This is a genomic window from Pantoea sp. X-Soil-TKNS-1207, assembly GCF_059730485.1.
Window position 1 is genome coordinate 1,435,489 of the sequence record NZ_AP035958.1, and the last position, 25,231, is coordinate 1,460,719.

General features: G+C 56.9%; 28 protein-coding genes. 14 read left to right on the plus strand and 14 right to left on the minus strand.

Features of this window, described 5'->3' with window-relative positions; genetic code table 11:
• Nucleotides 1–34: 34 nt before the first annotated feature.
• The 3 genes from ybjG to AC6I8V_RS06615 all read right to left on the minus strand — a co-directional run bounded on the left by ybjG (nt 35) and on the right by AC6I8V_RS06615 (nt 3,272).
• Nucleotides 35–640, minus strand: coding sequence for an undecaprenyl-diphosphate phosphatase (gene ybjG / locus AC6I8V_RS06605; protein WP_497845092.1), 606 nt, complete (start codon nt 638–640; stop codon nt 35–37).
• A complete protein-coding gene (locus AC6I8V_RS06610; RefSeq protein WP_497845093.1) occupies nt 640–1,383 on the minus strand; it encodes a phosphatase PAP2 family protein in 744 nt (247 codons plus the stop codon). Before AC6I8V_RS06610 ends, ybjG begins: the two co-directional genes overlap by 1 nt.
• 200 nt (nt 1,384–1,583) lie before the next feature.
• On the minus strand, nt 1,584–3,272 hold the full coding sequence (locus tag AC6I8V_RS06615) for an aspartate:alanine antiporter (protein ID WP_497845094.1): 1,689 nt from the start codon (nt 3,270–3,272) through the stop codon (nt 1,584–1,586).
• A gap of 255 nt (nt 3,273–3,527) precedes the next feature.
• Between AC6I8V_RS06615 and ybjM the strand changes: the two genes are divergently transcribed.
• Entirely contained in the window at nt 3,528–3,896 is a 369-nt protein-coding gene (gene ybjM, locus AC6I8V_RS06620; protein WP_497845095.1) for an inner membrane protein YbjM, read from the plus strand.
• Nucleotides 3,897–3,937: 41 nt separating this feature from the next.
• On the opposite strand, the gene AC6I8V_RS06625 is transcribed toward ybjM, so the two are convergent.
• Nucleotides 3,938–4,201, minus strand: a complete 264-nt coding sequence (locus tag AC6I8V_RS06625) for a GrxA family glutaredoxin (RefSeq protein WP_497845096.1) — start codon at nt 4,199–4,201, stop codon at nt 3,938–3,940.
• 195 nt (nt 4,202–4,396) lie between these two features.
• Here AC6I8V_RS06625 and AC6I8V_RS06630 point away from each other — a divergent pair, with 195 nt between their 5' ends.
• The 10 genes from AC6I8V_RS06630 to rlmC all read left to right on the plus strand — a co-directional run bounded on the left by AC6I8V_RS06630 (nt 4,397) and on the right by rlmC (nt 13,119).
• The gene (locus AC6I8V_RS06630; protein ID WP_497845097.1) at nt 4,397–4,648 is read left to right on the plus strand and encodes a DUF1418 family protein; all 252 of its coding nucleotides are present in this window, start codon (nt 4,397–4,399) and stop codon (nt 4,646–4,648) included.
• 12 nt (nt 4,649–4,660) lie between these two features.
• The gene (nfsA, locus tag AC6I8V_RS06635) at nt 4,661–5,383 is read left to right on the plus strand and encodes an oxygen-insensitive NADPH nitroreductase (RefSeq protein WP_497845098.1); all 723 of its coding nucleotides are present in this window, start codon (nt 4,661–4,663) and stop codon (nt 5,381–5,383) included.
• A 17-nt stretch (nt 5,384–5,400) separates the two neighbouring features.
• Nucleotides 5,401–6,303 (plus strand): 30S ribosomal protein S6--L-glutamate ligase, encoded by a 903-nt coding sequence (gene rimK, locus AC6I8V_RS06640; protein ID WP_497845099.1) that lies wholly within the window; start codon nt 5,401–5,403, stop codon nt 6,301–6,303.
• 86 nt (nt 6,304–6,389) lie between these two features.
• On the plus strand, nt 6,390–6,869 hold the full coding sequence (locus AC6I8V_RS06645) for a YbjN domain-containing protein (RefSeq protein WP_497845100.1): 480 nt from the start codon (nt 6,390–6,392) through the stop codon (nt 6,867–6,869).
• Nucleotides 6,870–7,240: 371 nt separating this feature from the next.
• Complete coding sequence (gene potF, locus AC6I8V_RS06650) at nt 7,241–8,350, plus strand: spermidine/putrescine ABC transporter substrate-binding protein PotF (protein WP_497845101.1); 1,110 nt, start codon at nt 7,241–7,243, stop codon at nt 8,348–8,350.
• Between the two features lie 119 nt (nt 8,351–8,469).
• Entirely contained in the window at nt 8,470–9,603 is a 1,134-nt protein-coding gene (gene potG, locus AC6I8V_RS06655; RefSeq protein ID WP_497845102.1) for a putrescine ABC transporter ATP-binding subunit PotG, read from the plus strand.
• Between the two features lie 9 nt (nt 9,604–9,612).
• Complete coding sequence (potH, locus tag AC6I8V_RS06660; RefSeq protein WP_497845103.1) at nt 9,613–10,575, plus strand: putrescine ABC transporter permease PotH; 963 nt, start codon at nt 9,613–9,615, stop codon at nt 10,573–10,575.
• The gene (potI, locus tag AC6I8V_RS06665; protein ID WP_497845104.1) at nt 10,572–11,417 is read left to right on the plus strand and encodes a putrescine ABC transporter permease PotI; all 846 of its coding nucleotides are present in this window, start codon (nt 10,572–10,574) and stop codon (nt 11,415–11,417) included. Before potH ends, potI begins: the two co-directional genes overlap by 4 nt.
• Nucleotides 11,418–11,483: 66 nt before the next feature.
• The gene (locus AC6I8V_RS06670; protein ID WP_497845105.1) at nt 11,484–11,945 is read left to right on the plus strand and encodes a YbjO family protein; all 462 of its coding nucleotides are present in this window, start codon (nt 11,484–11,486) and stop codon (nt 11,943–11,945) included.
• A gap of 49 nt (nt 11,946–11,994) precedes the next feature.
• Nucleotides 11,995–13,119: a 23S rRNA (uracil(747)-C(5))-methyltransferase RlmC gene (gene rlmC, locus AC6I8V_RS06675; RefSeq protein WP_497845106.1), complete on the plus strand. Its 1,125-nt coding sequence runs from the start codon at nt 11,995–11,997 to the stop codon at nt 13,117–13,119.
• A gap of 84 nt (nt 13,120–13,203) precedes the next feature.
• On the opposite strand, the gene artJ (AC6I8V_RS06680) is transcribed toward rlmC, so the two are convergent.
• The 6 genes from artJ (AC6I8V_RS06680) to AC6I8V_RS06705 form a co-directional block, all read right to left on the minus strand.
• Nucleotides 13,204–13,935 (minus strand): arginine ABC transporter substrate-binding protein, encoded by a 732-nt coding sequence (artJ, locus tag AC6I8V_RS06680; protein ID WP_497845107.1) that lies wholly within the window; start codon nt 13,933–13,935, stop codon nt 13,204–13,206.
• A 124-nt stretch (nt 13,936–14,059) separates the two neighbouring features.
• Entirely contained in the window at nt 14,060–14,728 is a 669-nt protein-coding gene (gene artM / locus AC6I8V_RS06685) for an arginine ABC transporter permease ArtM (protein ID WP_497845108.1), read from the minus strand.
• A 1-nt stretch (nt 14,729) separates the two neighbouring features.
• On the minus strand, nt 14,730–15,443 hold the full coding sequence (artQ, locus tag AC6I8V_RS06690) for an arginine ABC transporter permease ArtQ (RefSeq protein ID WP_497845109.1): 714 nt from the start codon (nt 15,441–15,443) through the stop codon (nt 14,730–14,732).
• Nucleotides 15,444–15,449: 6 nt separating this feature from the next.
• Nucleotides 15,450–16,181 carry an arginine ABC transporter substrate-binding protein gene (gene artJ, locus AC6I8V_RS06695; RefSeq protein ID WP_497845110.1) on the minus strand — a complete coding sequence of 244 codons (732 nt, stop codon included), beginning with the start codon at nt 16,179–16,181 and terminating at the stop codon, nt 15,450–15,452.
• A gap of 15 nt (nt 16,182–16,196) precedes the next feature.
• Nucleotides 16,197–16,925: an arginine ABC transporter ATP-binding protein ArtP gene (gene artP / locus AC6I8V_RS06700; protein WP_497845111.1), complete on the minus strand. Its 729-nt coding sequence runs from the start codon at nt 16,923–16,925 to the stop codon at nt 16,197–16,199.
• Nucleotides 16,926–17,174: 249 nt separating this feature from the next.
• The gene (locus AC6I8V_RS06705; protein ID WP_497845112.1) at nt 17,175–17,714 is read right to left on the minus strand and encodes a lipoprotein; all 540 of its coding nucleotides are present in this window, start codon (nt 17,712–17,714) and stop codon (nt 17,175–17,177) included.
• A gap of 108 nt (nt 17,715–17,822) precedes the next feature.
• On the opposite strand from AC6I8V_RS06705, the gene AC6I8V_RS06710 reads away from it, so the two are divergent.
• The gene (locus AC6I8V_RS06710) at nt 17,823–18,662 is read left to right on the plus strand and encodes an N-acetylmuramoyl-L-alanine amidase (RefSeq protein ID WP_497845113.1); all 840 of its coding nucleotides are present in this window, start codon (nt 17,823–17,825) and stop codon (nt 18,660–18,662) included.
• On the opposite strand, the gene ltaE is transcribed toward AC6I8V_RS06710, so the two are convergent.
• The 3 genes from ltaE to AC6I8V_RS06725 all read right to left on the minus strand — a co-directional run bounded on the left by ltaE (nt 18,663) and on the right by AC6I8V_RS06725 (nt 22,441).
• Entirely contained in the window at nt 18,663–19,664 is a 1,002-nt protein-coding gene (ltaE, locus tag AC6I8V_RS06715) for a low-specificity L-threonine aldolase (RefSeq protein WP_497845114.1), read from the minus strand. It lies immediately after the preceding gene.
• A gap of 68 nt (nt 19,665–19,732) precedes the next feature.
• The gene (poxB, locus tag AC6I8V_RS06720) at nt 19,733–21,454 is read right to left on the minus strand and encodes a ubiquinone-dependent pyruvate dehydrogenase (protein WP_497845115.1); all 1,722 of its coding nucleotides are present in this window, start codon (nt 21,452–21,454) and stop codon (nt 19,733–19,735) included.
• Nucleotides 21,455–21,541: 87 nt separating this feature from the next.
• On the minus strand, nt 21,542–22,441 hold the full coding sequence (locus tag AC6I8V_RS06725; RefSeq protein ID WP_497845116.1) for a LysO family transporter: 900 nt from the start codon (nt 22,439–22,441) through the stop codon (nt 21,542–21,544).
• A gap of 138 nt (nt 22,442–22,579) precedes the next feature.
• Between AC6I8V_RS06725 and AC6I8V_RS06730 the strand changes: the two genes are divergently transcribed.
• Entirely contained in the window at nt 22,580–24,220 is a 1,641-nt protein-coding gene (locus AC6I8V_RS06730) for a DUF2813 domain-containing protein (protein ID WP_497845117.1), read from the plus strand.
• A gap of 113 nt (nt 24,221–24,333) precedes the next feature.
• Here AC6I8V_RS06730 and cspD read toward each other — a convergent pair whose 3' ends face one another.
• Nucleotides 24,334–24,555 (minus strand): cold shock-like protein CspD, encoded by a 222-nt coding sequence (gene cspD, locus AC6I8V_RS06735; RefSeq protein WP_497845118.1) that lies wholly within the window; start codon nt 24,553–24,555, stop codon nt 24,334–24,336.
• A gap of 323 nt (nt 24,556–24,878) precedes the next feature.
• Between cspD and clpS the strand changes: the two genes are divergently transcribed.
• Nucleotides 24,879–25,199, plus strand: a complete 321-nt coding sequence (clpS, locus tag AC6I8V_RS06740; RefSeq protein ID WP_497845119.1) for an ATP-dependent Clp protease adapter ClpS — start codon at nt 24,879–24,881, stop codon at nt 25,197–25,199.
• Nucleotides 25,200–25,231: the final 32 nt, after the last annotated feature.

The window sequence follows — 25,231 nt, forward strand, 5'->3', positions numbered from 1 at the left end:
AGGTCGGCATCCGTGCCGACCTGTTACCCGCCATTTAATCGCGGATCCACCCTTTACGAATCGGCATGGCGAACAGCGCGCGGTAGACCTGGTGCGTCAGCGCCAGCATACGCTCGCCATACAGCTGCCACGCCAGATGCGACGCCAGACAGCCAAGCATACCCACCAGGAAACCACCCAGCATATCCAGCGGCCAGTGCACGCCGAGATAGACGCGTGACCAGGCGATGGCGCTGCCGACCAGCAGCAGAACCACCCCTGACCACAGTCGATGCCAGAACACGAACGCCAGCGCGAAGGTGAAAATGGTGGTGCCGTGATCGCTGGGATAGGAGTCATCGGCAGCATGCGACAGGAACTGATGACCGAGGCCGATAACAAACGGGCGCGGATGCGGCAGCAGCTGGCTGATGCACCAGGCGATACCCAGCGCATAAATCAATGCCATACCGGTTTTCAGCACCAGCGCGCGCTGGGAATGCACCTGATCGCGCGGTCCCCACAGCCACAGCGCCACAATCAGCAGCGGCACGATCGCAATCAAATCGCGGGCAATAAACGTTGCCAGGCTTAGCAGCCACGCGGGCGAATCCGGTGTGGCGTTGATCCATAAAAAGAGTGTGCGGTTTAATTCTTCCATTACGCTCTTCGGTTCCTCGTCTTGTTTACCCAAAAAGAAACACCAGCAAAAATCAGCATCTGCGTCAGCCACACCCACCAGCCCGCCCACAGGTTGTGGGAGAAGAAATGGGCGCCGCGCATCACCTGGCCGTAGCCCATCAGCAGACCAAGGGCGATACCGGCCAGCAGCGCCAGAACCGCGCGGCGCGGCTTCTCAGGCCACCAGAGAAAAAACAGCCCCATTACCGCAAAGCCGCTCGACGCATGGCCGCCGGGAAAGCACTGGCCTGGACCACTGTCGGCCGGAACCGCGCTCAGCAGGGGAAAGCTCGCCGCTTTGCCACCAAACATCGCCAGATCCCACGGACAGGAGTGCGCGCTGTGCGCCTTCAAAATCCCGATCACCAGCGGACCCAATCCGAGCAGCAGGGCGACCAGCACCCGTCGTCCATCGCGCAGCTGGATACCGCGCAACAACATCAGCACGCCGCCCGCGATAATCACATCCTTCAACAGGCGATGGTTTATCAGGTCCAGCCAGCGATTGTGTTGCAGCGGAAAACGCTGCGTCAGCGGATCAAACCACATCTGACTGATGGCGATATCGAGGCTTTCATGGCGCGACCATAGCAGGAAGACACAGCCTAAAAATGCCAGCAAAATAAAGTTGATAGCGTAAAAGGTGCGCGTCAGCGGGTAAATAGCAGGGTTCTTAATCCTGGGGCGGGTTGTTGAATTGTTTAATTTAGATGACAGTTGCATGACCATTTGCATAGAGCGAAACCAGAGTGGCAGGGTCGCAACTTGCGCTTAAGAGAACCTTAAGCCACGATCGACAGGCATAAAAAAACCCGTCAGTCAGTGACTGGCGGGCTCCTCAATTTGGGGATTTCAAAGAAAAGCAGTGGCAATAATTCAGACTGCACCCTGGGAAAAAAGTTCTGGACTCGGACAAAAAATTTTTATAAGGGCAAAATCGGCCAAATTATCACGATCAACGTACCCGCCAGCGTCAGTAAGACGTTGGCGATGGCGTAGGTTCCGGCATAGCCGAGCGCCGGAATATTGCTGCGTGCGGTATCGCTGATAATCTCCATCGCCGGGGCGCAGGTGCGGGCGCCCATAATCGCGCCGAACAGCAGCGCGCGGTTCATGCGCAGGACATAAGCGCCAAACAGATAGCAAATCACCACCGGCACCAGGCTGACCAGCAGACCGCTCAGCAACATCAGGGCGCCCGCGCTGCCCAGCCCGTGTTGCAGGCCGCTGCCGGCACTCAGGCCGACGCCTGCCATAAACACCATCAGACCAAACTCTTTTAGCATGGTCAGCGCCCCCTGCGGAATGTAGCCGAAGGTCGGGTGGTTGGCGCGCAGGAAGCCAAGCATGATACCGGCGAACAGCAGGCCAGCCGCATTGCCAATACCAAAGCTGAAGTTGCTGAACTGGAAGGTAATCATGCCGATCATCAAACCGATAATAAAGAAGGCGCAGAAGGCCAGCAGATCGGTGATTTGGCTGTGAATAGCGATAAAGCCGATGCGGTCTGCCAGGCTTTTTACCCGGCGTGCTTCGCCGCTGACCTGCAACACATCGCCCTTATTCAGCATGATGCTGTCATCGATCGGCATTTCAATCTGGCTGCGGATCACGCGGTTAAGGAAGCAGCCGTGATCGGTCAGCTTCAGGTGGTTCAGGCGTTTATTCACCGCGTTATGGTTCTTTACCACAATCTCTTCGGTGACGATGCGCATATCCAGCAGATCGCGATCGAACACTTCTTTGCCGTTGCGGAAGCTGGGATCGAGGCGCGCATGGGCGTCGGGATAGCCGACCAGCGATATTTCATCGCCCAGTTGCAGCTGTGCATCGCCATCCGGGCTGGCCAGAATGCCGTTGCGGCGCAGACGCTCGATATAACATCCGGTCTGGCGATGGATGCCCAGCTCACGCAGGTTTTTGCCGCCGCTCCATGCCACCAGCTCCGGTCCGACGCGATATGCACGGATCACCGGCAGGAACACTTTTCGCTGGCTGTCGGCATCCAGGCCGCGTTCACGGGCGATCTGCTGGGCGCAGGTCGGCAGATCCTGATGTTGCAGGCGCGGCAGGTAGCGCGCGCCAAAAATCAGGCTCACCAGACCCACCAGATAGGTCAGGGCATAACCGAGGCTGAGATGGTCCTGCATCAGGTTGAGTTGCTGACTGTCGCTGACGCTCTGGCGCAGCGTATCGCCAGCGCCCACCAGCACTGGCGTTGAGGTCATCGCGCCTGCCAACATGCCTGCGGTTAAGCCAATATCCCAGCCAAATACTTTGCCGAGGCCAAGCGCGAGCAGCAGCGCACTGACCACCATCACGATCGCCAGAATGAAATAGTTTTTACCGTCGCGGAAAAAGATCGAAAAAAAGTTGGGTCCGGCTTCGACTCCGACACAAAAAATAAACAGCATAAAACCCAGGCTTAATGCGTCGGTATTAATCGCGAAATGTTGCTGACCTAAAATAAGCGAGACAACTAATACGCCAATGGAATTTCCAAGCTGGACAGAACCCAGGCGTAATTTACCCAGGCAGAGACCGAGCGCTAAAACGACAAATAATAACAGAACGTCATTTCCGCTTAACAATTCTGCGACGTTAATATTCACGGTTTAACTTCTTATTTACTTGTAACTGGTTGATGAAAAGGTCGTTTTTCGCTATCTTGTGCCGACCGCAGGTGCTCTTTTTGCCAGGCTGGCAGGGACCAAATTCTGAAGCGGCGTCATTCTAATCATAATTAACACCCTCAGCTATCGGCAGTTTTCATTCCTTCCGCATCCAGCTGTTTCTTTTTATTTCCACCCAGGTGAACAGGGCAGTTAAAAGTTTCAATATTGTTAACGACGAAGTTGAGGATGGTTATGTCGCAGCGCAATAATCGCTGGCCTGCATCATTGCTGGGCGTGATTTTATATACGCTGGTGTTTATTTTTGCTCATCACTTTTGGGTTTCGGCCAGTAAACATACGGTGGGTGGTCAGCCGGAATTGTTGCTGTTTTTGCTGCCGGGGATGGGGATAGCGCTACTGCAACCGGAAAGTCCGTTGAAAAGCACGCTGTGGGCAGCGCTGGCAGGAACCTTGCTGGGCGCGTTGTGGGTCGTGCTGGTGCAGAATCTGAGCCATAGCGGCTGGCTGATTTTTGCCTGGGGGCTGAGTGCGTTGTTCTGGGCGGGCTGCGGCGCGTTGCTGGTTCGCCTGCTGCGTATCATGCTGGCGATGCGGATGTAGCATGTCGGCAGCAATAAAAACGGGCCTGCTGGCCCGTTTTTTTATACGGCGAAGTCCAGATTCTCTTTGGTCCAGGCGGCAAACTCGGTGTAGCCACCGATGTGCTGCTGGTCGAGGAAAATCTGTGGCACGGTGGTCACCGGCTTACCGGCGCGTGCTTCCAGATCGGCTTTGGTGATGCCTTCCACCTGAATGTCGACATATTGATAGTTAAAATCGTCGCGTTCGGTGGTCAGTTTGGCGGCCAGCTCCTGGGCGCGAACGCAGTAAGGGCAGCCGGGACGACCAAAAATCACTGCAAACATTGCTTCTCTCCTTTCCGCTGCTGTTATGTGATCTATCTCACATCTCAGCGTGAATAATGGCTCACATGATGCCCGCCCGTCCTGCTTAAAGAAAGAAGAAAATGCCTGTTACTCTGATGCGCGCCGTCTATGCAAGTGCGCCAGTGTTCGCTATAACAGACGGCTTAACGGATTGAAACAAGGGAGAGTCATCGTATGCGCAACCTCGCCAGATTACCGAAGCCCGTGCTGGTGCTGGAGACCCTGGGGGTGGTCGCCGTGATTGGCGCACTGCTGCTGATCAATGACTGGATCGCTGCCCCCGCAGCCATCAGCAAAAAAACGCTGGCAACCCTGCTGTTCTTTGCTGGCATTGCGCTGATGCTGCCCGCCGCCTGGCTGATGATATGGCGAACGGCGAAAGCGATGGCCCCGCAGTTGTTCAATTCACATGACAAAAAGAAATAAACGGAGAGGATTATGACGCCGACCATTGATTTACTGTGCAGCCACCGTTCCATTCGCGCCTTTACGGAGCAGGGCATCGACGAGGCGCAGCGCGACGCCATCATTGCAGCGGCACAAGCGGCTTCAACCTCCAGCTTTTTACAGTGCTCCTCTATTATTCGTATCACCGATCGTGAAAAACGTGAGCAGCTGGTTAAACTGACCGGCGGCCAGCCGTGGGTCAGCGCGGCGGCCGAGTTTTGGGTGTTCTGCGCCGATTTTAATCGTCACCTGCAAATCTGTCCGGATGCACAGCTGGGGCGTGCCGAACAGCTGCTGCTCGGCTGTGTCGATACTGCGCTGATGGCGCAGAACGCCATGGTCGCGGCAGAATCGCTGGGTCTGGGCGGTGTGTTTATCGGCGGTATCCGCAACAGCATTGCGGAAGTCACCACGCTGCTTGGTTTGCCAAAATTTGTGCTGCCGCTGTTTGGCTTCTGCATCGGGCATCCGGCCGCACTGCCGGAGGTGAAACCGCGTATTCCGCAGGCGATGCTGGTGCATGAGAACAGCTACCAGCCGGTGGATACCGCGGTGCTGGCCGAGTACGACAGCCGTACCAGCATCTATTATCAACAGCGCGACAGCAACCAACGCTCTGAAACCTGGAGTGAGCTGATTCAGCGACTGATCATCAAAGAGACGCGCCCGTTTATGCTCGATTATCTGCATCAGCAGGGCTGGGCAACCCGCTAAGCACAAGGAACTCTGCAATGAAAATGGCCATTCTCTCTCGTGATGGATCGCTCTATTCGTGTAAACGACTGCGGGAAGCCGCGGAAGCGCGTGGTCATCTGGTGCAGATCATCGATCCACTCTCCTGCTATATGAACATCAATCCGGCGTCACCGGCGGTGCATTATCGCGGTGAGCCGCTTGGGCATTTTGATGCGGTGATCCCGCGCATCGGCTCCGCCATCACGTTTTATGGTACCGCGGTGCTGCGCCAGTTTGAGCTGTGCGGCAGTTATCCGCTCAACGAATCGGTGGCGATTACCCGGGCGCGCGACAAGCTGCGCTCGCTGCAACTGCTGGCGCGGGAAGGCATCGATATGCCGGTGACGGGCTTCGCCTCATCGCCGGATGATACCGATGATCTGATCGCCATGGTGGGCGGCGCGCCGCTGGTGGTGAAGCTGGTGGAAGGCACGCAGGGCATTGGCGTGGTGCTGGCGGAAACCCGTCAGGCGGCGGAGAGCGTGATCGATGCCTTTCGTGGCCTCAACGCGCACATTCTGGTGCAGGAGTTCATCAAAGAAGCCCAGGGGCGCGATGTGCGCTGCCTGGTGATTGGCGATGAAGTGGTAGCGGCGATTGAGCGCGAAGCCAAAGAGGGCGATTTCCGTTCCAATCTGCATCGCGGCGGCAAAGCGCATCCGGTGGTGATTACCGAGCAGGAGCGTGAAATTGCGGTGAAAGCCGCCAGCACGCTGGGGCTGGCGGTGGCGGGGGTGGATATTCTGCGCGCCGGACGCGGGCCGCTGGTGATGGAGGTCAATGCCTCGCCAGGCCTTGAAGGAATTGAGTGCACCACCGGGCTAAATATCGCTTCGATGATGATTGACTGGATTGAGGAACATGCGCGCCCCGGCTTTCGTCTTAAAACTGGCGGCTGAACCGCGCTTTTCAGCGGTTTTCGTGGCATCGCCGAACATTTTTCCGTAAGCTAAGGCGCTTATTTATTCGCCCTTAGGATATGACGATGGATTCACTGGTCGTTCCTGACATCGACGTGCTGCGTCGCTGGCTGGATCAACAAAATATCACCTGGTTCGAATGTGATGCCTGCCAGGCGTTACATCTGCCGCATATGCAGAATTTTGACGGGGTGTTTGATGCAAAAGTCGACCTTGTGGATAACGTGATTCTTTTCTCCGCGCTGGCTGAGGTCAAACCGACCGCGCTGATCCCGCTGGTGGGTGATCTGTCCCAGATCAACGCCAGCTCCCTGACAGTAAAAGCCTTTATCGACATTCAGGACGACAATCTGCCGAAGCTGATAGTCTGCCAGTCCATCAGCACTACCGCCGGGTTAACCTTTGGTCAGTTCTCGCATTTTATGAAGCAGAGCGAGGAGCAGATTTCCATGGTGATCATGGAAGCCTTCGCCAATAATTTGCTGGTGATGGGCGAGGAAGAGGACCGACAACCCAGCTCATTCGGCCGCGCTATGCTGCACTGATTCCCCCATCGTTTTAACTGCCGCTTTTTGCGGCAGTTTTCATTTCAGGCCCACCACTTTTTATTCTGCATTTTGCCCTTAATTGCCAGATATTTGTCATGCTTTATGCCATGCATGCCGAACCCCATAGCAGAAACATGCATAACTTATCGCAAAAAGGCGTTTTTTACGCTGGGATCTGGTGCACCTGAAGCCGGGGGGCTATTCTTGCGGGGCTGCCAGAGACGTGCAACCTCAGCGCAGGCATAGGTTTTTACTATTAAACTCCCGCTGAATATTGATTCATTGTGTGTCTGTAAATAAACAGAAAACGCAACGTCCGGATCGCGTGTATGCAGCGTTGTGATGACCCGCTCAGGAGGAAGGAAAACATGTTCAACCAACGTAAAAAATGGTTGTCAGGTGTGGTTGCTGGTGTGCTGATGACGGCATCTGCCGGCACGCTGGCTGCAGATAAAACGCTGCACGTTTATAACTGGTCCGATTATATCTCGGCTGACACAGTACCGAATTTCGAGAAACAGACCGGTATCAAAGTGGTCTACGACGTGTTTGATTCCAACGAAGTGCTGGAAGGCAAACTGATGGCGGGTAGCACGGGCTACGATGTGGTGGTGCCATCTTCCAGCTTCCTCGCGCGCCAGCTGCAATCCGGCGTGTTCCAGGAGCTGGATAAGAGCAAACTGCCGAACTACAAAAACCTCGATCCGGCGCTGATGGCCAAAGTGGCGCAGCACGATCCGGGCAACAAATTCGCGATTCCTTACCTGTGGGGCACCACCGGTATCGGCTATAACGTCGATAAAGTGAAAGCGGTACTGGGCAAAGATGCGCCAGTCGACAGCTGGGATCTGGTGCTGAAGCCGGAAAACCTGGAAAAACTGAAAAGCTGTGGTGTTTCCTTCCTCGATGCGCCGGAAGAGATTTTCGCCACCGTGCTGAACTACCTCGGTAAAGATCCGAACAGCTCTGATCCGAAAGATTATTCCGGTGCCGCGACCGATCTGCTGCTGAAACTGCGTCCGAGTATCCGCTATTTCCACTCGTCTCAGTACATCAACGACCTGGCAAACGGCAACATCTGCGTGGCGATTGGCTGGTCAGGTGACATTCTGCAAGCGAAAGATCGCGCCGCGCAGGCGAAAAACGGCGTGAACCTGGCGTACAGCGTACCGAAACAGGGCGCACTGGCGTTCTTCGATATGATGGCGATTCCGAAAGATGCCAAAAATCTCGACGAAGCCTACCAGTGGCTGAACTACATCATGGATCCGAAAGTGATCGCCGACATCTCTAACAAGATGAACTATGCCAACGGCAACAAGGCGTCACTGCCGCTGATCAATGCGGATGTACGTAACAATCCGGGCATCTTCCCGCCAGCGGAGATCATGTCCAAGCTGTTCGTGCTGAAAGTCCAGGATCCGAAACTCGATCGTGTACGTACCCGTGCATGGACTAAAGTTAAAAGTGGTAAGTAATTCGTTCTGAACGGATTCACTTGTAATAAGACGACAACAGAGGCGCGGTGATGGCCTCTGTTGTGCCATTTTAGCGGCTGACGTTGCTGCGTCAGCCGCTAAGCGCCGGAGATATGTGAGTGAACGACGCGATTCCCCGCCCCCAGAATAAAAATGCAAAGGCGTTAACGCCGCTGCTGGAAATCCGCAATCTGACCAAATCCTTTGACGGCCAGCACGCCGTGGATGATGTCAGCCTGACCATTTACAAAGGTGAGATTTTTGCGCTGCTCGGACCTTCGGGCTGTGGCAAATCGACCCTGCTGCGTATGCTGGCCGGTTTTGAAGTGCCAAGCAGCGGTCAGATTGTGCTGGATGGGCAGGACCTCTCCCATGTGCCGCCGTATCAGCGGCCGATCAATATGATGTTCCAGTCTTATGCCTTGTTTCCGCATATGACGGTGGAGCAGAACATCGCGTTTGGCCTGAAGCAGGACAAACTGCCGAAAGGCGAAATCACCAGCCGCGTGGCGGAAATGCTGGCGCTGGTGCATATGCAGGAATTTGCCAAACGTAAGCCGCATCAGCTTTCTGGCGGCCAGCGTCAGCGTGTGGCGCTGGCGCGTAGCCTGGCAAAACGCCCGAAACTGCTGCTGCTCGACGAGCCGATGGGCGCGCTGGATAAAAAACTGCGCGACCGTATGCAGCTGGAAGTGGTGGATATCCTTGAGCGCGTCGGCGTGACCTGCGTGATGGTGACCCATGACCAGGAAGAAGCGATGACCATGGCGGGCCGTATCGCCATTATGAACCGCGGCAAATTCGAACAGATTGGCGAACCGGAAGAGATCTACGAGCATCCGACCAGCCGCTACAGCGCGGAGTTTATCGGCTCGGTGAACGTGTTTGATGGTCTGCTGCGTGAGCGGCGCGAAGATGGTCTGGTGCTCGACAGCCCCGGCCTGCTCCATCCGCTGAAAGTGGATACCGATGTGTCGATCGTCGATAACGTGCCGGTGCATGTGGCGCTGCGCCCGGAAAAAGTGATGCTGTGCGAGGATGTCCCGGCCGATGGCTGTAACTTTGCCGTGGGTGAAGTGGTGCATATCGCCTATCTCGGCGATTTATCGATTTACCATGTGCGGCTGCGCAGCGGTCAGATGATCAGCGCGCAGTTGCAGAACGCGCATCGCTACCGCAAAGGCACGCCCACCTGGGGCGACGAAGTCCGTTTGTGCTGGGATGCCGACAGCTGCGTGGTTCTGACGGTTTAAGGAGGCGGAATGAGCCAGATTTCTCAAAACGGCGCGCCACAAGCCGAACAGCATGGCACGCCGCTACAACGCTGGGCCACGCGGGTGAAAATGCAGCATGGCCGCAAACTGGTGATCGCGCTGCCGTATCTGTGGCTGGTGCTGTTCTTCCTGCTGCCGTTCCTGATCGTGCTGAAGATCAGTTTCGCCGATATCGCGCGCGCTATCCCGCCGTATACCGATTTGATCACCTGGGCTGACGATCAGCTCAATCTGGTGCTCAATCTCGGCAACTATCTGCAACTGACCGACGATCCGCTGTACGCCGATGCCTATCTGCAATCGCTGAAAGTGGCGGCGATCTCCACGGTGATCTGCCTGGTGATTGGTTATCCGCTCGCCTGGGCGGTGGCGCACAGCAAGCCGTCAATGCGTACCATCCTGCTGCTGCTGGTGATCCTGCCGTCATGGACCTCGTTCCTGGTGCGTGTTTACGCCTGGATGGGGCTGCTGAACAACAACGGCATTATTAACCGCTTCCTGCTGTGGCTGGGCGTGATCGATCATCCGCTGGTGATCCTCTACACCAACACGGCGGTGTATATCGGTATCGTCTACTGCTATCTGCCGTTTATGGTGCTGCCAATCTATACCGCGCTGACGCGTATTGATTATTCGCTGGTGGAAGCTTCGCTCGATCTGGGCGCGCGTCCGCTGAAAACCTTTTTCAGCGTGATCGTGCCGCTGACCAAAGGCGGGATTATCGCCGGTTCGATGCTGGTATTTATCCCGGCGGTGGGGGAGTACGTCATCCCGGAACTGCTGGGAGGCCCGGATAGCATCATGATTGGTCGTATCCTGTGGCAGGAGTTCTTTAACAACCGTGACTGGCCGGTGGCGTCTGCGCTGGCGGTGATTATTCTGTTGATCCTGATCCTGCCGATTGTCTGGTTCCACAAACATCAAAACCGTGAACAGGGAGAGAAGGGATGAATCAGTTACCTGCAATCCGCTCTCCGTGGCGCACCGCGATTCTGGTGCTGTGCTTTATGTTCCTGTACGCGCCGATGCTGCTGCTGGTGGCCTACTCCTTCAACAGTTCACAGCTGGTGACGGTGTGGGAAGGCTTCTCGTTTCACTGGTATGGCGTGCTGTTCCAGGACAATGCGATGATGGATGCGGTGCTGCTCAGCCTGAGTATTGCCGCGCTCTCTGCCACCATGGCGGTGGTGCTCGGCACTATCGCGGCGGTGGTTATCGTGCGTTTCGGCCGCTTCCGTGGGCATAACGGTTTTGCTTTTATGCTTACCGCGCCACTGGTGATGCCGGATGTGATCACCGGTCTGTCGCTGTTGCTGCTGTTTGTGGCGATGGGCAACACCCTTGGCTGGCCGAGTGACCGTGGCATGCTGACCATCTGGCTGGCGCACGTCACCTTCTGTACCGCCTATGTGGCGGTGGTGATCAACTCGCGCCTGCGTGAGCTGGATCGCTCGATTGAAGAGGCGGCAATGGACCTCGGCGCGACGCCGGTTAAAGTGTTCTTCGTGATTACCGTGCCGATGATCGCGCCAGCGATTGTAACCGGCTGGCTGCTGGCGTTTACCCTGTCGCTCGACGACCTGGTGATCGCCAGCTTTGTGACCGGTCCGGGCGCGACCACCTTGCCGATGGCGATTTTTGCCACCGTGCGTCGTGGGGTGAACCCGGAAATTAACGCGCTGGCATCGCTGATTCTGTTTGTCGTTGGCCTGGTTGGTTTTATTGCCTGGCGCTTTATGGCGCACGAAGAAAAGCAACGTTTGCGCGATATTCAGAAAGCAAACCGTGGCTGAAATCCGTAACATTTGCCAATATAAGTAAAGCTGGCGATGCCAGCTTTTTCTTATGGAGTCTGGTCGATGTCGGAAACCCTGAAAAATACCCCGTTTGTCACCCCGGCAGCCGTTACCGTGGCGGGTATCGCCATAATCGCCACGCGCTGCCTCAGCGTGCTGATGCTGGCCAATGAGCTGGGTTACGACGAAATCGCTAACTTTGTGCATCGCAGCGCCCAGGCGTGGGATTCCACCCTGATCTTTATCGCCAGCCAGCTGATTTTTTTGTTCGAACTGCGCTGCGCCTTCACCCTGATGCGCGGCAGCAACCGGGGACGCTGGGGTTATGTCGGCACTCAGGTCATCGTGTTGTTGTATATGCTGATGGCGTCGATGGGATGGATCTACCCGGAAATTTTCAGTATCCACGGTGAGACCAATGCGCAGATTATCCACCATACGCTGTTGCAAAAACTGCCGGATTTCGTGGTGCTGTTGCTGCTGTTTGTCCCGGCCAGCAGCCGCGCTTTTTTCCGCCGCCGGTGATACAATCTGCCCCCGTTTTTTCTCCCGATTCTGAATACAGGCTTTTCCCATGCATTGCGCGCTTTATGACGCCGGTCGCTGCCGTTCCTGCCAGTGGCTGGAAAAACCCTATCCGCAACAGCTGAGCGAGAAACAGTCGCTGCTGGAACAACTGCTGGCCCGGCAGGCGGTAAGCGAATGGCTGCCGCCGATGACGTCGCCTGCGCAGGGGTTCCGTAATAAAGCCAAGATGGTGGTCAGCGGCAGCGTCGAGCGCCCGGTGTTTGGCATGTTGTCACGCGAGGGGGAGCCGGTCGATCTCTGCGCCTGCCCCCTTTATCCCGCCAGCTTTGCCCCGGTGTTTGATCTCCTGAAGCCATTTATCGCTCGTGCCGGTTTAACCCCGTATAACGTGGCGCGCAAACGGGGCGAGCTGAAGTTTCTGCTGATTACCGAAAGCAGCCAGGGCGGCATGATGCTGCGTTTTGTGCTGCGCTCCACCGCGAAGCTGGACCAGCTGCGTGCCGCGCTGCCGTGGCTGCAACAGCAGCTGCCGCAACTGAAGGTGATCTCCGCCAATATTCAGCCGGTGCATATGGCGATCCTCGAAGGGGATGAAGAGATTGCGCTGACGCCGGAGCAGGCGCTGGCGGAAAATTTCAATAACGTGCCGCTGTATATTCGCCCGCAAAGTTTCTTCCAGACCAATCCGCAGGTCGCGGCGTCGCTGTATGCCACGGCGCGCGACTGGGTGGCGCAACTGGGTATCCACAGCATGTGGGATCTGTTTTGTGGCGTCGGGGGATTTGGCCTGCACTGCGCGACGCCGGATATGCAGCTGACCGGCATTGAAATCAGCGCAGAAGCTATCGCCTGTGCGCGTCAGTCGGCGCAACAGCTGGGATTAGAGAAGGTGAGTTTTGCCGCGCTGGATTCGACACAGTTCGCTCACCAGCGCGATCAGGTGCCACAGCTGGTGCTGGTCAATCCGCCACGGCGTGGTATCGGTGCGGCGCTGTGTGATTATCTGAGCCAGATGGCGCCGGAGTACCTGCTGTATTCCAGCTGCAATCCGCACAGCATGGCGCAGGATATCGCGCGTCTGGCGGATTATCACGTCAGCCGCGTGCAGCTGTTTGATATGTTTCCGCACACGGCGCATTTTGAAGTGCTGACGTTGCTGACCCGGCGCTGAAAAGGGCGGGGCGGCATAGCGCGCATCCTGAACTGAGGACGATGCAGAACCTGTCAGGTTACGCACTACGCCGACCCATAATGCTTATTGTGGGAACCACTTCTGATTGATTTGCTGATAAGTCCCGTTGGCTTTGATGGCCGCCAGCGCGCCGTTCAGCTGATCGCGTAATTCGGTATTCCCTTTACGCACCGCAATGCCCAGCCCGGTGCCGAAGTATTCAACGTCGGTGATGTGCGCGCCGACAGGCGCCAGGTCGACATTGGTTTTCAGCCACTGGTTCACCACCGCGGTATCACCAAACACCCCATCCAGACGGCCATTTTTCAGGTCGAGAATCGCGTTCTGGTAGCTGTCATAAGCCACCGCCACCACTTCCGGATGCTGCTCCAGCAGGTATTTCTGGTGGGTGGTGCCGTTTTCCACGCCAACGCGTTTGCCTTTCAGCTGGGTGAAATCAGCGAACTTGCCTTTACGGGCAATCACCACCGCCGAGTTGGCGTAATAGGGCTGGCTGAAGTCGACCTGCTTGCTGCGATCGGCGGTGATGTCCATGCCGGAGATGACGGCGTCATAACGGCGGAACTTAAGCGATGGGATCAGGCTGTCAAAGGCGTTATTCGTGAAGCTGCAATCAGCCTTCATCTGCTGACAGAGCGCTTTAGCCAGATCGATATCGAAACCAACGATTTGATTTTCACGGTCCAGAGATTCAAACGGGGGATAAGTCGCAGAAGAGGCAAAACGGATTTTTTCCGCTGCAAAGGCATTCATTGCCAGAGTTGCCAGTGCCGCAGCAACGATCCATTTTTTCATTTCGAAACTCCTGTAAATCACAAACGCCCTAAGGGGTGAACGCGTTACACGATGCCACTAAATGAATCTTTATGCAACATAATTGGATAAATAATTAAAAAAGGCGGAAAAATCCGCCTGGATATTAATTTCTGCGTTCAAATGCCAGCGCGCGGCGTTCAATCAGACGCATCATCAGCGTCAGCAGGCCATTGACGCACAGGTACACCAGACCGGCGGCAGCGAATACCGTGACATCGTAAGTGCGTCCATACAGCAGCTGGCCGTGTCCCATCACCTCCATCAGCGTGATGGTGTAGGCCAAAGAGGTACTTTTGAACACCAGCACCACTTCGTTGGAATAGGACGACAGCGCGCGTTTAAACGCGTACGGCAGCAGGATGCGCAGCGTATCTTTGCGGTTCATCCCCAGCGCGGCGCAGGATTGCCACTGACCGGCGGGAATGGCGCGCACCGCACCGTAGAACAGCTGGGTGGTGTAGGCTGCGCTGTTAAGCGACAACGCAATCATGGCGCATAACCAGGGTTGCGACAGCAGATGCCACAGCCAGGGTACATTCTGAATGCTGGGAAACTGGCCGGGACCGTAGTAGATCAAAAAGATCTGCACCAGCAGCGGCGTACCGGTGAACACGGTGATATAGCCTTTAACGAGGCCATTCAGCACCGGCACCTTCAGCGACAGCACCACGGTGAACAGCAGCGACAGCACCAGCGCGGTGATAAGTGCCGCCACGGTGAGCGTCAGGCTGGTATGCAGTCCTTTCAGCAGTTCGGGTAAATATTGCAGCATGTCAGGCCCCCCGCTCGAAGCGCGTGGTGCGCGATTCAATACGGCGTAGCACCGCCTGACTGAACAGCGTGATAATCAGATAGATCGCGGCGGCCACCAGATACCAGGTAAACGGCTCCTGGGTGCGGGTGGCGATGCTTTTGGTTTGCAGCATCAGATCGTTAACGCTAATCAGCGACACCAGCGCGGTATCTTTCAGCAGCACCAGCCATTGGTTACCGAGGCCCGGCAGCGCATGACGCCACATCTGCGGCATAATCAGGCGGAAGAAAATCGCGGATTTCTTCATTCCCAGCGCCTGGCCCGATTCCCACTGACCCAGCGGCACCGCCTTTAACGCGCCGCGCAGGGTTTGCGAGGCGTAAGCAGAGTAGAGCATCGCCAGCGCAATCACGCCGCACAGAAACGGGCTGACGTCGAAGTTCTCAATCTGCACCTGCACCGGAATGCTGAACAGGCCGAGGTTGATGTGGAAGCCGTCGGACAGCGTCAGCAACAGCTGCGACGCGCCGAAATAGATAAACAGCACCACCAGAATTTCCGGCAGGCCGCGAATCAGCGTCACCAGCCCGGTGCCGACCCACGCCAGCGGTTGCCAGCGTACCGATTCCCAGCCAGCAAAAATCATCGCCAGCACAAGGCCGGCGATCAGTGCACAAACGGCAAGGCCGACGGTCATACCGGCGGCGCTTGCGAGTGGAATCATTTCATTCATCAGAAATTACTGCTGGAACCATTTGCTGTAGATGGCTTTGTAAGTACCGTCGGCCTTCACTTTATCCAGCGCGGCGTTGAACTTGTTTTGCAGATCGGTGTTGCCCATGCGCACCGCAATGCCCAGGCCGGTGCCGAAGTAGGCTTTGTCGGTCACTTTCTCACCCAGCGGCGCCAGGTTAGCGTTCTGCTTCAGCCATTCGTTAACCACGGCGGTGTCACCGAATACCGCATCGATACGGCCATTTTTCAGGTCGAGGATCGCGTTCTGGTAGCTGTCGTACGGCACCACGGTGATGTCGTTATGTTTGTCAGAGAGGTATTTCTGATGGGTGGTGCCGTTCTGCACGCCCACGCGCTTGCCTTTCAGCGCGGCAACATCGGCCAGCTTGCCTTTCTGCGCGATAAAGATGGCGGAGTTGTCATAGTAAGGCTTGGTGAACAGCACCTGCTTTTCACGCTCCGGCGTGATGTCCATACCGGCCATCACCGCGTCAAAACGACGGAATTTCAGGCTCGGGATCAGGCTGTCAAATGCCTGGTTGGTGAAGGTACAGGTCGCATCAATCTCTTTACACAGCGCATTCGCCAGGTCGACGTCAAAGCCCTGGATCTTATTGTTTGAATCCACAAATTCAAACGGAGGATAAGACGCCTCGGTAGCGAAACGCAGGGTCTGCTCAGCTGAAGCGCTCAGGCTCAGACCAGCAAGCAGTGCAGCAAGTACGACTTTTTTCATTAGAAACATCCTGACTTAGTGCGAGAGATAGTTTGCAAACGCCTCGGTTTGCGGCTGTGTAAAGCGGCTGGCGTCGCCCTGTTCCACAATGTGGCCGTTTTCCATGTACACCACACGGCTGGCGGTTTTACGCGCCACTTCCACTTCATGGGTGACGATCACCTGGGTGATCTGCGTTTGTGCCAGCTCGCGAATAATGCTGACGATCTGCGCGGTAATTTCCGGATCGAGCGCCGCGGTCGGTTCGTCAAACAGCAGCACCTGCGGTTCCATCATCAGCGCACGGGCAATCGCCACGCGTTGCTGCTGACCACCGGAGAGGTGCAGCGGGAAACGATCGCTATAAGGTGTCAGGCGCAGACGTTCCAGCAGTTTGTCGGCGCGGGCATGAGCCTGATCCTTGCTTAAACCCAGCACGCGGCAGGGCGCTTCGATCAGGTTCTGCATCACCGTCAGGTGCGGCCACAGATTGTATTGCTGGAACACCATGCCAACGTTTTGCCGCAGCTCGCGGATCGCGCTGTCAGAAGGTGACTTGCTGAAGTCGAAGTGGTTACCGGCGATCTGCAAACTGCCGGAACGCGGTTGTTCCAGCAGATTGAGCACGCGCAGGAGTGAACTTTTCCCCGCGCCGCTCGGACCGAGCAACACCAGCGTTTCACCCTGCGGGCAGGCCAGGTTGATATCGAACAGCGCCTGGTGGGCACCGTAAAAACAGTTAATGCCGTTTAGTTGAATACTCATGCGCAAAAAATGAATAGCAATTGATGCCGCGAATCTTAACGTCACCAGAATAGTTATGCAATTGAGGTGGGTTAAAATTTATGAAAGAGCAGTTTACCCTCAAAAGCGTAGCACAATATCTCGCCATGCATGGCTCAGAGCGCCGACAGGATGCAATTTCTTCATATGACGTTAACAAACAGTGGCAGAGTCAGTTCTGTAGCGGCGCGATAATCGCGCCGCTACAGTAGCGAGTGGACGCAGCCAGACTTACTGGCGCTCCTCCATCAACTGGCTAAGGGAGCCGCCGCCTGGGTGCGGCCAGTCGGCGACGTAGCGCACATCATCCACCACCCAGCAGGTGCCTTCATGGATCATCAGCACTTCGTCCTGCCATTTTTTATCACCGCGGCTGAGATCAACCCGCAGCGGAATATTGCGCGCGTCGCGGTTAGGAATGGTGGAGGCGTCGGCCACCGTGGCGGCGGTCGGTCCCTGCGGCAGGCTGGAGAACAGGTCGCCATTGCGCCAGTCAGCCGGTTTGTTGCTCAGACCATTCGCCTGCAACAGCTTCTGATACAGACGATCGCTCAGGTAGGGGCGATATTTCGCCAGCGTCAGGTTATCCGGCACGCCTTGCGTTGGCTGGCTGAGGCGTAAATCATAGAACTGCTGGGCCACGCTATCCGGGCCACCCTCAACACAGGCCGCAGTACGTGGACCATTATCCTTAATAACCGGCTCAACGGTGGTACAGGCGCTGAGCAGCAGAGCAGCGGGAACAAGCAGCGCAAAGGCTTTGTTTCTCATCTCGATTTCCTTATTGTTCACTGGCAAAGCGCCATTTTTAGCATAGAGTATAGCCGTGCTTTTACGCCGTACGAGCTATCATGGACAAGATAAGACAAGGAGAGAACGATGGCATTTCGACATCGTCGCTTTTTTTTGCTGCTGCTGGCGTGGTGGTTGCTTAGCGGCTGCCAGTCATCGATGGAGGCGCGCCACGGTTATTGGGTGGATACTTCACATCCGGCGCAGGGCGCACGACCGCGTATCAAAGTGGTGGTGATCCACTACACCGCCGAAGATTTCCCGTCGTCACTGGCGACGCTGACCGATCGTGACGTCAGCGTTCATTATCTCATTGCGGCCCAGCCGCCGCAGCGCCGTGGTCAGGGGGTGATCCTGCAACTGGTGCCAGAGAGCCAGCTGGCGTGGCATGCCGGAGCGAGTTACTGGCGCGGCGCCACGCGTATCAACGACACCTCAATCGGTATCGAACTGGTGAACAGCGGCTATCAACGCACCCTGGTCGGCCTGCGCTGGCAGCCGTTCACCCCAACGCAGATTGGCGCGCTGGAGGCGTTAGTGAAGGACATCACCCACCGTTACGCCATCCCGCCGGAAAATGTGGTGGGGCACAGTGATATCGCCCCGCAGCGTAAACAGGATCCCGGCCCGTTATTCCCCTGGCAGCAGCTGGCGCAGGCCGGTTTGGGCGCCTGGCCTGATACGGCTACGGTACAGCGTTATCTGGGGGCGCAGGCGGCCGATGCGCCGGTGGATCAGGATGTTTTGCTGGCGGAACTGGGGCGTTATGGTTACGACGTGACGGCGGCGACCACGCCCGCGATGCAGCGCAAAGTGATTGCGGCGTTTCAGATGCATTTCAGGCCACGCGATTATCGTGGCCTGGCAGATGCGGAGACGCTGGCGATTGCCCGCGCTTTGCTGGCGAAATACGGCGCAGCGGGCTGATTATTGTTGCAGGAAAGCCTGCCAGTGAGCGACCAGCTGGGCCAGATCGTCGCGGCTGACGTCCAGATGGGTAACGATGCGCGTTACCGGGCCGACGCTGATCAACACATCACGCTCGCTGAACCACGCTTTTAATTCCTCAATCTGCTGCGGCGGGACGCGGACGAACAGCATATTGGTTTGCTGACTCACCACTTCCACGCCCAGCGCCTGCAACTGTTCGCCGAGCCACACGGCGTTGTCGTGATCCTGTTGCAGGCGGGCCACGTTATGTTGCAGCGCGTACAGACCGGCTGCCGCCAGAATGCCCGCCTGACGCATACCGCCGCCGGTCATTTTGCGCCAGCGGCGCGCCTGCTCGATATAGGCGGCATTGCCGCACAGCAGCGATCCCACCGGCGTACCCAGCCCTTTCGACAGGCAGATAGTCAGGGTGTCGCAGTAGCGGGCGATGGCTTCCAGCGTGGTGTTTTGCGCCACCACGGCGTTAAAGATACGCGCGCCATCGATATGCAGCGCCAGCTGACGTTCGCGGGTGAATTCCCACGCCTGTTGCAGATAGCTGAGCGGCAGCACTTTGCCGTGATGGGTGTTTTCCAGGCTCAGCAGGCGGGTACGGGCGAAATGAATATCATCCGGTTTGATGGCGGCGGCGATATCCGCCAGCGGCAGCGAACCGTCTTCCGCGTGCTGAATCGGCTGCGGCTGGATGCTGCCCAGCACTGCGGCGCCACCGGCCTCGTATTTGTAGTTATGCGCCTGCTGTCCGACGATATATTCATCGCCGCGCTGGCAGTGGCTGAGCAGGGCGACCAGATTCGCCTGGGTACCGGTGGGGAAGAACAGCGCGGCCTCTTTGCCGCTCAGGCGCGCGGCCTCGGCTTCCAGGGCATTGACGGTGGGATCGTCACGGTAGACATCATCGCCGGTTTCGGCCGCCATCATGGCGTCGAGCATGGCGGAACTCGGGCGGGTTACGGTATCACTGCGTAGGTCGATCACGTCGCTCTCCTGAAAGAAAAAGCGGGCTGAGCGCCCGCGTATTATTTTGATTGGCCTGCCTGAACGTTTTACCTCAGCCAGTTGGTTTTCGCCAGTTCCACGACTTCATCGCCGCGACCATTCAGAATCGCCCGCAGCATATACAGGCTGAAGCCTTTGGCTTGTTCCATCTTGATTTGCGGCGGAATCGCCAGTTCTTCTTTGGCGGTGATCACATCCACCAGCACCGGGCCATCATGGGCGAATGCCTGCTCCAGCGCGCTGTCCAGGTCTGAGGCTTTCTCCACCCGAATACCTTTGATGCCGCAGGCGGTGGCGATAGCCGCGAAGTCCGGGTTTTCCAGTTCGGTGCCATCGGTGAGATACCCCCCGGCCTTCATCTCCATGGCGACAAAACCCAGCACGCTGTTGTTAAAAATCACCAGTTTCACCGGCAGCTTCAGCTGCGCTACCGAGATAAAGTCGCCCATCAGCATACTGAAACCGCCGTCGCCGCACAGCGCAACGACCTGGCGATGGCGGTCGATCGCCTGCGCGCCAAGCGCCTGGGGCATGGCATTGGCCATCGAGCCGTGATTAAACGAACCCAGCAGCCGACGGCGGCCATTCATTTTCAGGTAACGCGCCGCCCACACCGTGGGCGTGCCGACGTCGCAGGTAAAAATGGCATCATCAGCGGCGAAATGGCTGATTTGTTGCGCCAGATACTGCGGGTGAATTGCCTGTTTATCGTTGGCGTTGGCCAGCTCATCCAGCCCTTTGCGCGCATCGGCATAATGCTCAAGCGCGCTGTCGAGGTGGTGACGATCGTTTTTGCTGTTCAACTGCGGTTGCACGGCTTGCAGGGTCGCTTTGATATCGCCAACCAGCGCCATATCAACGTGGCTGTGCGCGCCCAGGCTGGCCGGGTTGATATCAATCTGAATGATTTTGGCGTCCGCCGGATAAAACGGGCGGTAGGGGAATTGCGTGCCGAGCAGCACCAGGGTGTCGGCGTTCATCATGGCGTGGAAACCGGACGAGAAACCAATCAGGCCGGTCATGCCGACGTCGTACGGGTTGTCGTATTCGATATGTTCTTTGCCGCGCATCGCGTGGACCACCGGCGCTTTTAGCGTCTCTGCCAGTTTCACCACCTCGGCATGGGCGCCGGCACAGCCGCTGCCGCACAGCAGGGTGATGTTCTGCGCGCCATTCAGGGTTGCGGCCAGCCGCGCCACTTCAGCGGCGGAGGGCACCACATGCGGCAGCTGCGGTGGATACCACTCCGCCCGTGCGCTTTCCGGGGCCGGTTTCAGCGCCACATCCCCCGGCAGCACGATCACCGACACGCCACGGTTGAGGATCGCTTTGCGCATGGCAATCCCCAGCACCTGCGGCAACTGCTCCGGGTTCGACACCAGCTCGCAGTAGTGGCTGCATTCGCGGAACAATTCCTGTGGATGGGTTTCCTGAAAATAGCCGCTGCCGATTTCGCTGGACGGAATGTGCGCGGCAATCGCCAGCACCGGCACATGGTTACGATGGCAGTCAAACAGGCCGTTGATCAGATGCAGGTTGCCCGGCCCGCAGGAGCCGGCGCACACCGCCAGCTCACCGCTGATTTGTGCTTCTGCTCCGGCGGCAAAGGCGGCGACTTCTTCATGGCGGGTTGGCATCCACTGGATGGTGCCCATGCGATTCAGGCTGTCGTTCAGCCCATTCAGGGAATCACCTGTGACCCCCCAGATCCGCTTCACACCCGCGTTTTCCAGCGTTTTTGCCAGCAGCGCCGCAACAGTTTGCTTCATCGTTCACTCCTTTCCGGGAAATTGACTCAGAGAGAAGCGTAGACGATGAGATTCCGGCGCAGCCGTGAAAAAATGCGCTGCGCCGGGTCAGGCGGAGAACAGGGCGATAAGAATCGGGGCCAGCAGACTCATAATAAAGCCATGCACGATGGCCGCCGGGACAATCTCGATGCCGCCTGCGCGCTGCAAAATCGGCAGGGTGAAATCCATCGAGGTCGCGCCACTCAACCCCAGCGCGGTACAGCGATGACGGGCCACCAGCAGCGGGATCAGCATAACGGCGAATAACTCACGCAGCAGATCATTGAAGAAAGCCGCGCTGCCAATCACCGGACCAAAGGCTTCGGTCATCAGGATGCCGGAGAGCGAGTACCAGCCAAAACCGCTGGCCAGCGCCAGGCCCGTTTTGACCGGCAGACCCAGCAGCTGCGCCGCCAGCGCCCCGCCGATCAGGGCGCTCAGCAACGACACCGCTGCCACCAGCATCCCTCGTCGGTTGAGGATGATTTGGCGCAGCGTCATCCCGTTGCCGCGCAGCTGAATACCCACCAGAAACAGCATCAGGATCAGCGCATATTCGCTGCCGGTGGCCGCGTGACGTAACGGTGCAAAGTGGGTTAATCCCAGCAGAAAACCGGCGGCGACCGTGACGCATAGCCTGAGCGACTCCAGCGCCATCTGCCAGCGCGAAGGCAGCGTTTGTGGACGATGGTTATGTTGCCAGGGGGCGCGTTTTTCCAGCAGCCACAGCGCCAGCAGCGAGCAGGGCAGAATGCACAGCGTGCTGATCAGCGCGGTATGGAAGATGGTCAGCAGATTGCTGCCCAGGTTGTCGAGAAACGCCAGGCTGATGCCCATAAAAAACAGGATCAGGTAGATAATGCGGCTGAGCAGACGATTGACCGTTTTCAGCAGTCGCGGTCCGCGCAAAGGCAGCAACCAGCCGAGGATCAGCGGCAGCAGGATGATAATCAATCCGGTATACATGAGGTGGCGACGTGTCCATGAAAATGAGGCGCCACGCTAACCAAAAACGCCTGAAGTGTAAACCTTTTCTCCGCCGGATGACTTGACCAGGCTGGCGCGGGAGACCATGCTCAGGCAAAGAACAGGATGGATGCTGCGATGATTCTGGAACATATCGATATTCATGGTTTTCGCGGAATTAATCGGCTCTCGCTGCCGTTGACCGCCACCAATCTGCTGATCGGCGAAAACGCCTGGGGTAAATCGAGCCTGCTCGATGCCCTGACGCTGTTGCTGTCTCCTGCCGCTGAGCCTTATCAATTCACCGAACACGACTTTCACTTCCCGCCTGGCGATCTCGATGCGCGGATGCATCAGTTGCAGCTGGTGTTTCGTTTTCGCGCCGAGGCGCATGATGATGAACCGCTGTTTCAGCCGTTCTGGCAGCGTGATGAGGCCGGGCGCTATATCCGTTTCAGCGCACGCGGCAAGCGTCAGGACAATGGCGTGAAAACCACGCTGCGCTTTATCGATAGCCAGGGTGACGTATTGCCGCTGGAGGGAACGATGCCGGCGCTGGCGCATTTGCGGGCATTTTATCCGGTGCTGCGGGTGCGCGATGCCCGCTTCAGCCGTCGGGCGCGGCAGGCGGAGAGCGATCCGACGCGCCGCGCCGCCACCCTGAGTGAACTGGCGACGGAAGTGGATAAGCTGACGCGTGATTTGGTGGTGCGGCCGCAAAATCTGAGCGACGATCTGCTGCGCCAGGGATTGCATACCATGCAGCAATTGCTGGAGCACTATTTTCTGGTGCAGCAGCCCGGCGGCAGCCTGGCGCGCGTCTCCCCGGAGGTGCGCAATGGCGGGGAGGGCTGGCGCTCGCTGGATCAGCTCAACCATCTGATCGCCGGCACCGAGTCGCGCAGCCGTCAGGTGATCCTGCTGCGGATGTTTTCCCTGCTGATTCAGGCGCACGGTAACGAAGCCTTACCGGTCGGCGCCCGGCCGCTGCTGCTGGTGGAGGACCCGGAAACCCGTCTGCATCCCATTATGCTGGCGGTGGCGTGGAATTTGCTGGATCTGATGCCGCTACAAAAAATCGCCACCACCAACTCGGGCGAGCTGCTGTCTCAGGTGGCGGTGGAGAATGTCTGCCGTCTGGTACGTGAGTCGTCGCGCGTCGCCGCCTGGCGCATCGGACCGGAAGGGCTGAGCGCCGAGGAGAGTCGCCGCATTGGTTTTCATATTCGCGTCAACCGTCCCTCGGCCCTGTTCGCGCGTTGCTGGTTGCTGGTGGAAGGGGAGACCGAGGTGTGGATCATCAATGAACTGGCGCGCCAGCGTGGACATCACTTCGCGGCGGAAGGGGTAAAAGTGATCGAGTTTGCCCAGTCGGGACTCAAACCGCTGCTGAAATTCGCCCGACGGATGGGCATTGCCTGGCATGTGCTGACCGATGGCGACGATGCCGGGAAAAAATATGCCGCCAGCGCCCGCAGCCAGTTGCAGCCGCACGAGCATGAAGCCGATCATCTGACCCAGCTGCCCGCGCTCGATATCGAGAATTTTTTCTATAAGCAGGGATTTAGCGATGTTTATCATCAGACGGCGCATCTGCCGTTAAACGTGCCGATGAATGCGCGGCGTATTATTACCAAAGCGATTCATCATAGTTCGAAGCCAGAGCTGGCGATTGCCATCGCCTTAGCCGCTGCCGAACGCGGACCCGAAGCCATCCCTCCGTTGCTTGATGCGCTCTTTTCCCGCGTGCTGTGGCTGGCGCGTGGTAAGGCCGATTGATTTGACAGGAAAATATTGTCGCGTCAGGCTGTAAAATTCTCAAAAGAAAAATGCCAGCGTCACTGGCTGGCATTTTTTTTCGGGAGTGGTCAGAATGGATGAAGTGGCGCAGATTAGGCTTGAACCGATGACTCCACCGGCACAATCAAACTGGCATGATTGCCTTTTGGCCCTTCATGGACATCGAACTGAACCTGCTGGCCGGCCTTCAGCGTTCTGTATCCCTCCATCTGAATCGTGGAGTAGTGTGCGAAGATATCGTCGCCGCCGCCAATCGGACAGATAAAGCCGAAGCCTTTGGCGTTGTTGAACCATTTAACAGTACCCGTCTCCATGCTTTTACTTCCCTCGCAAGACATTTTGATAAGTAGGTGAGGTCATTGAAGCTGTGAGTCGAGCTTGTTTAAAACTCAATCAGCTTGTGTAAGTAGAATGTAGAGAAACGGACCTTATCGTCAAGCAAACGACCCTGGCGCGCGGGGGGAAATTCATCAAAATTTGAGGCAGTTAACGCTATTGCAAATTTTGTGATACAGGTCGCGCATGTACTTTCAGGTCCAGTTTTTCCTGTTGAGAAAGCGGCTTGACAGACATGTTAAACTTTAGGTGTGGGTGCAGAAATGCGCGCAACCGTAACGCAGAATTTCGACGGAACATTATGGCAAACACAAACGACTGGCTTAACTTTGAACATCTGGCAGAAGATAAAGTACGCGAAGGGTTAAAGCCGCCTTCAATGTATAAAGTCATTCTGAATAATGACGATTATACACCTATGGAATTTGTTATTGACGTTCTGCAAAAGTTCTTTTCTTATGATGTAGAACGTGCAACGCAGCTGATGTTGAAAGTTCACTACCAGGGAAAGGCGATCTGTGGTGTATTTACTGCAGAAGTGGCGGAAACCAAAGTCGCTCAGGTGAACCAATACGCACGAGAGAATGAACATCCGTTGCTGTGTACGCTGGAAAAAGCCTGAAACCGTCTCCATATAGGGGAGAGGTCGTCAGA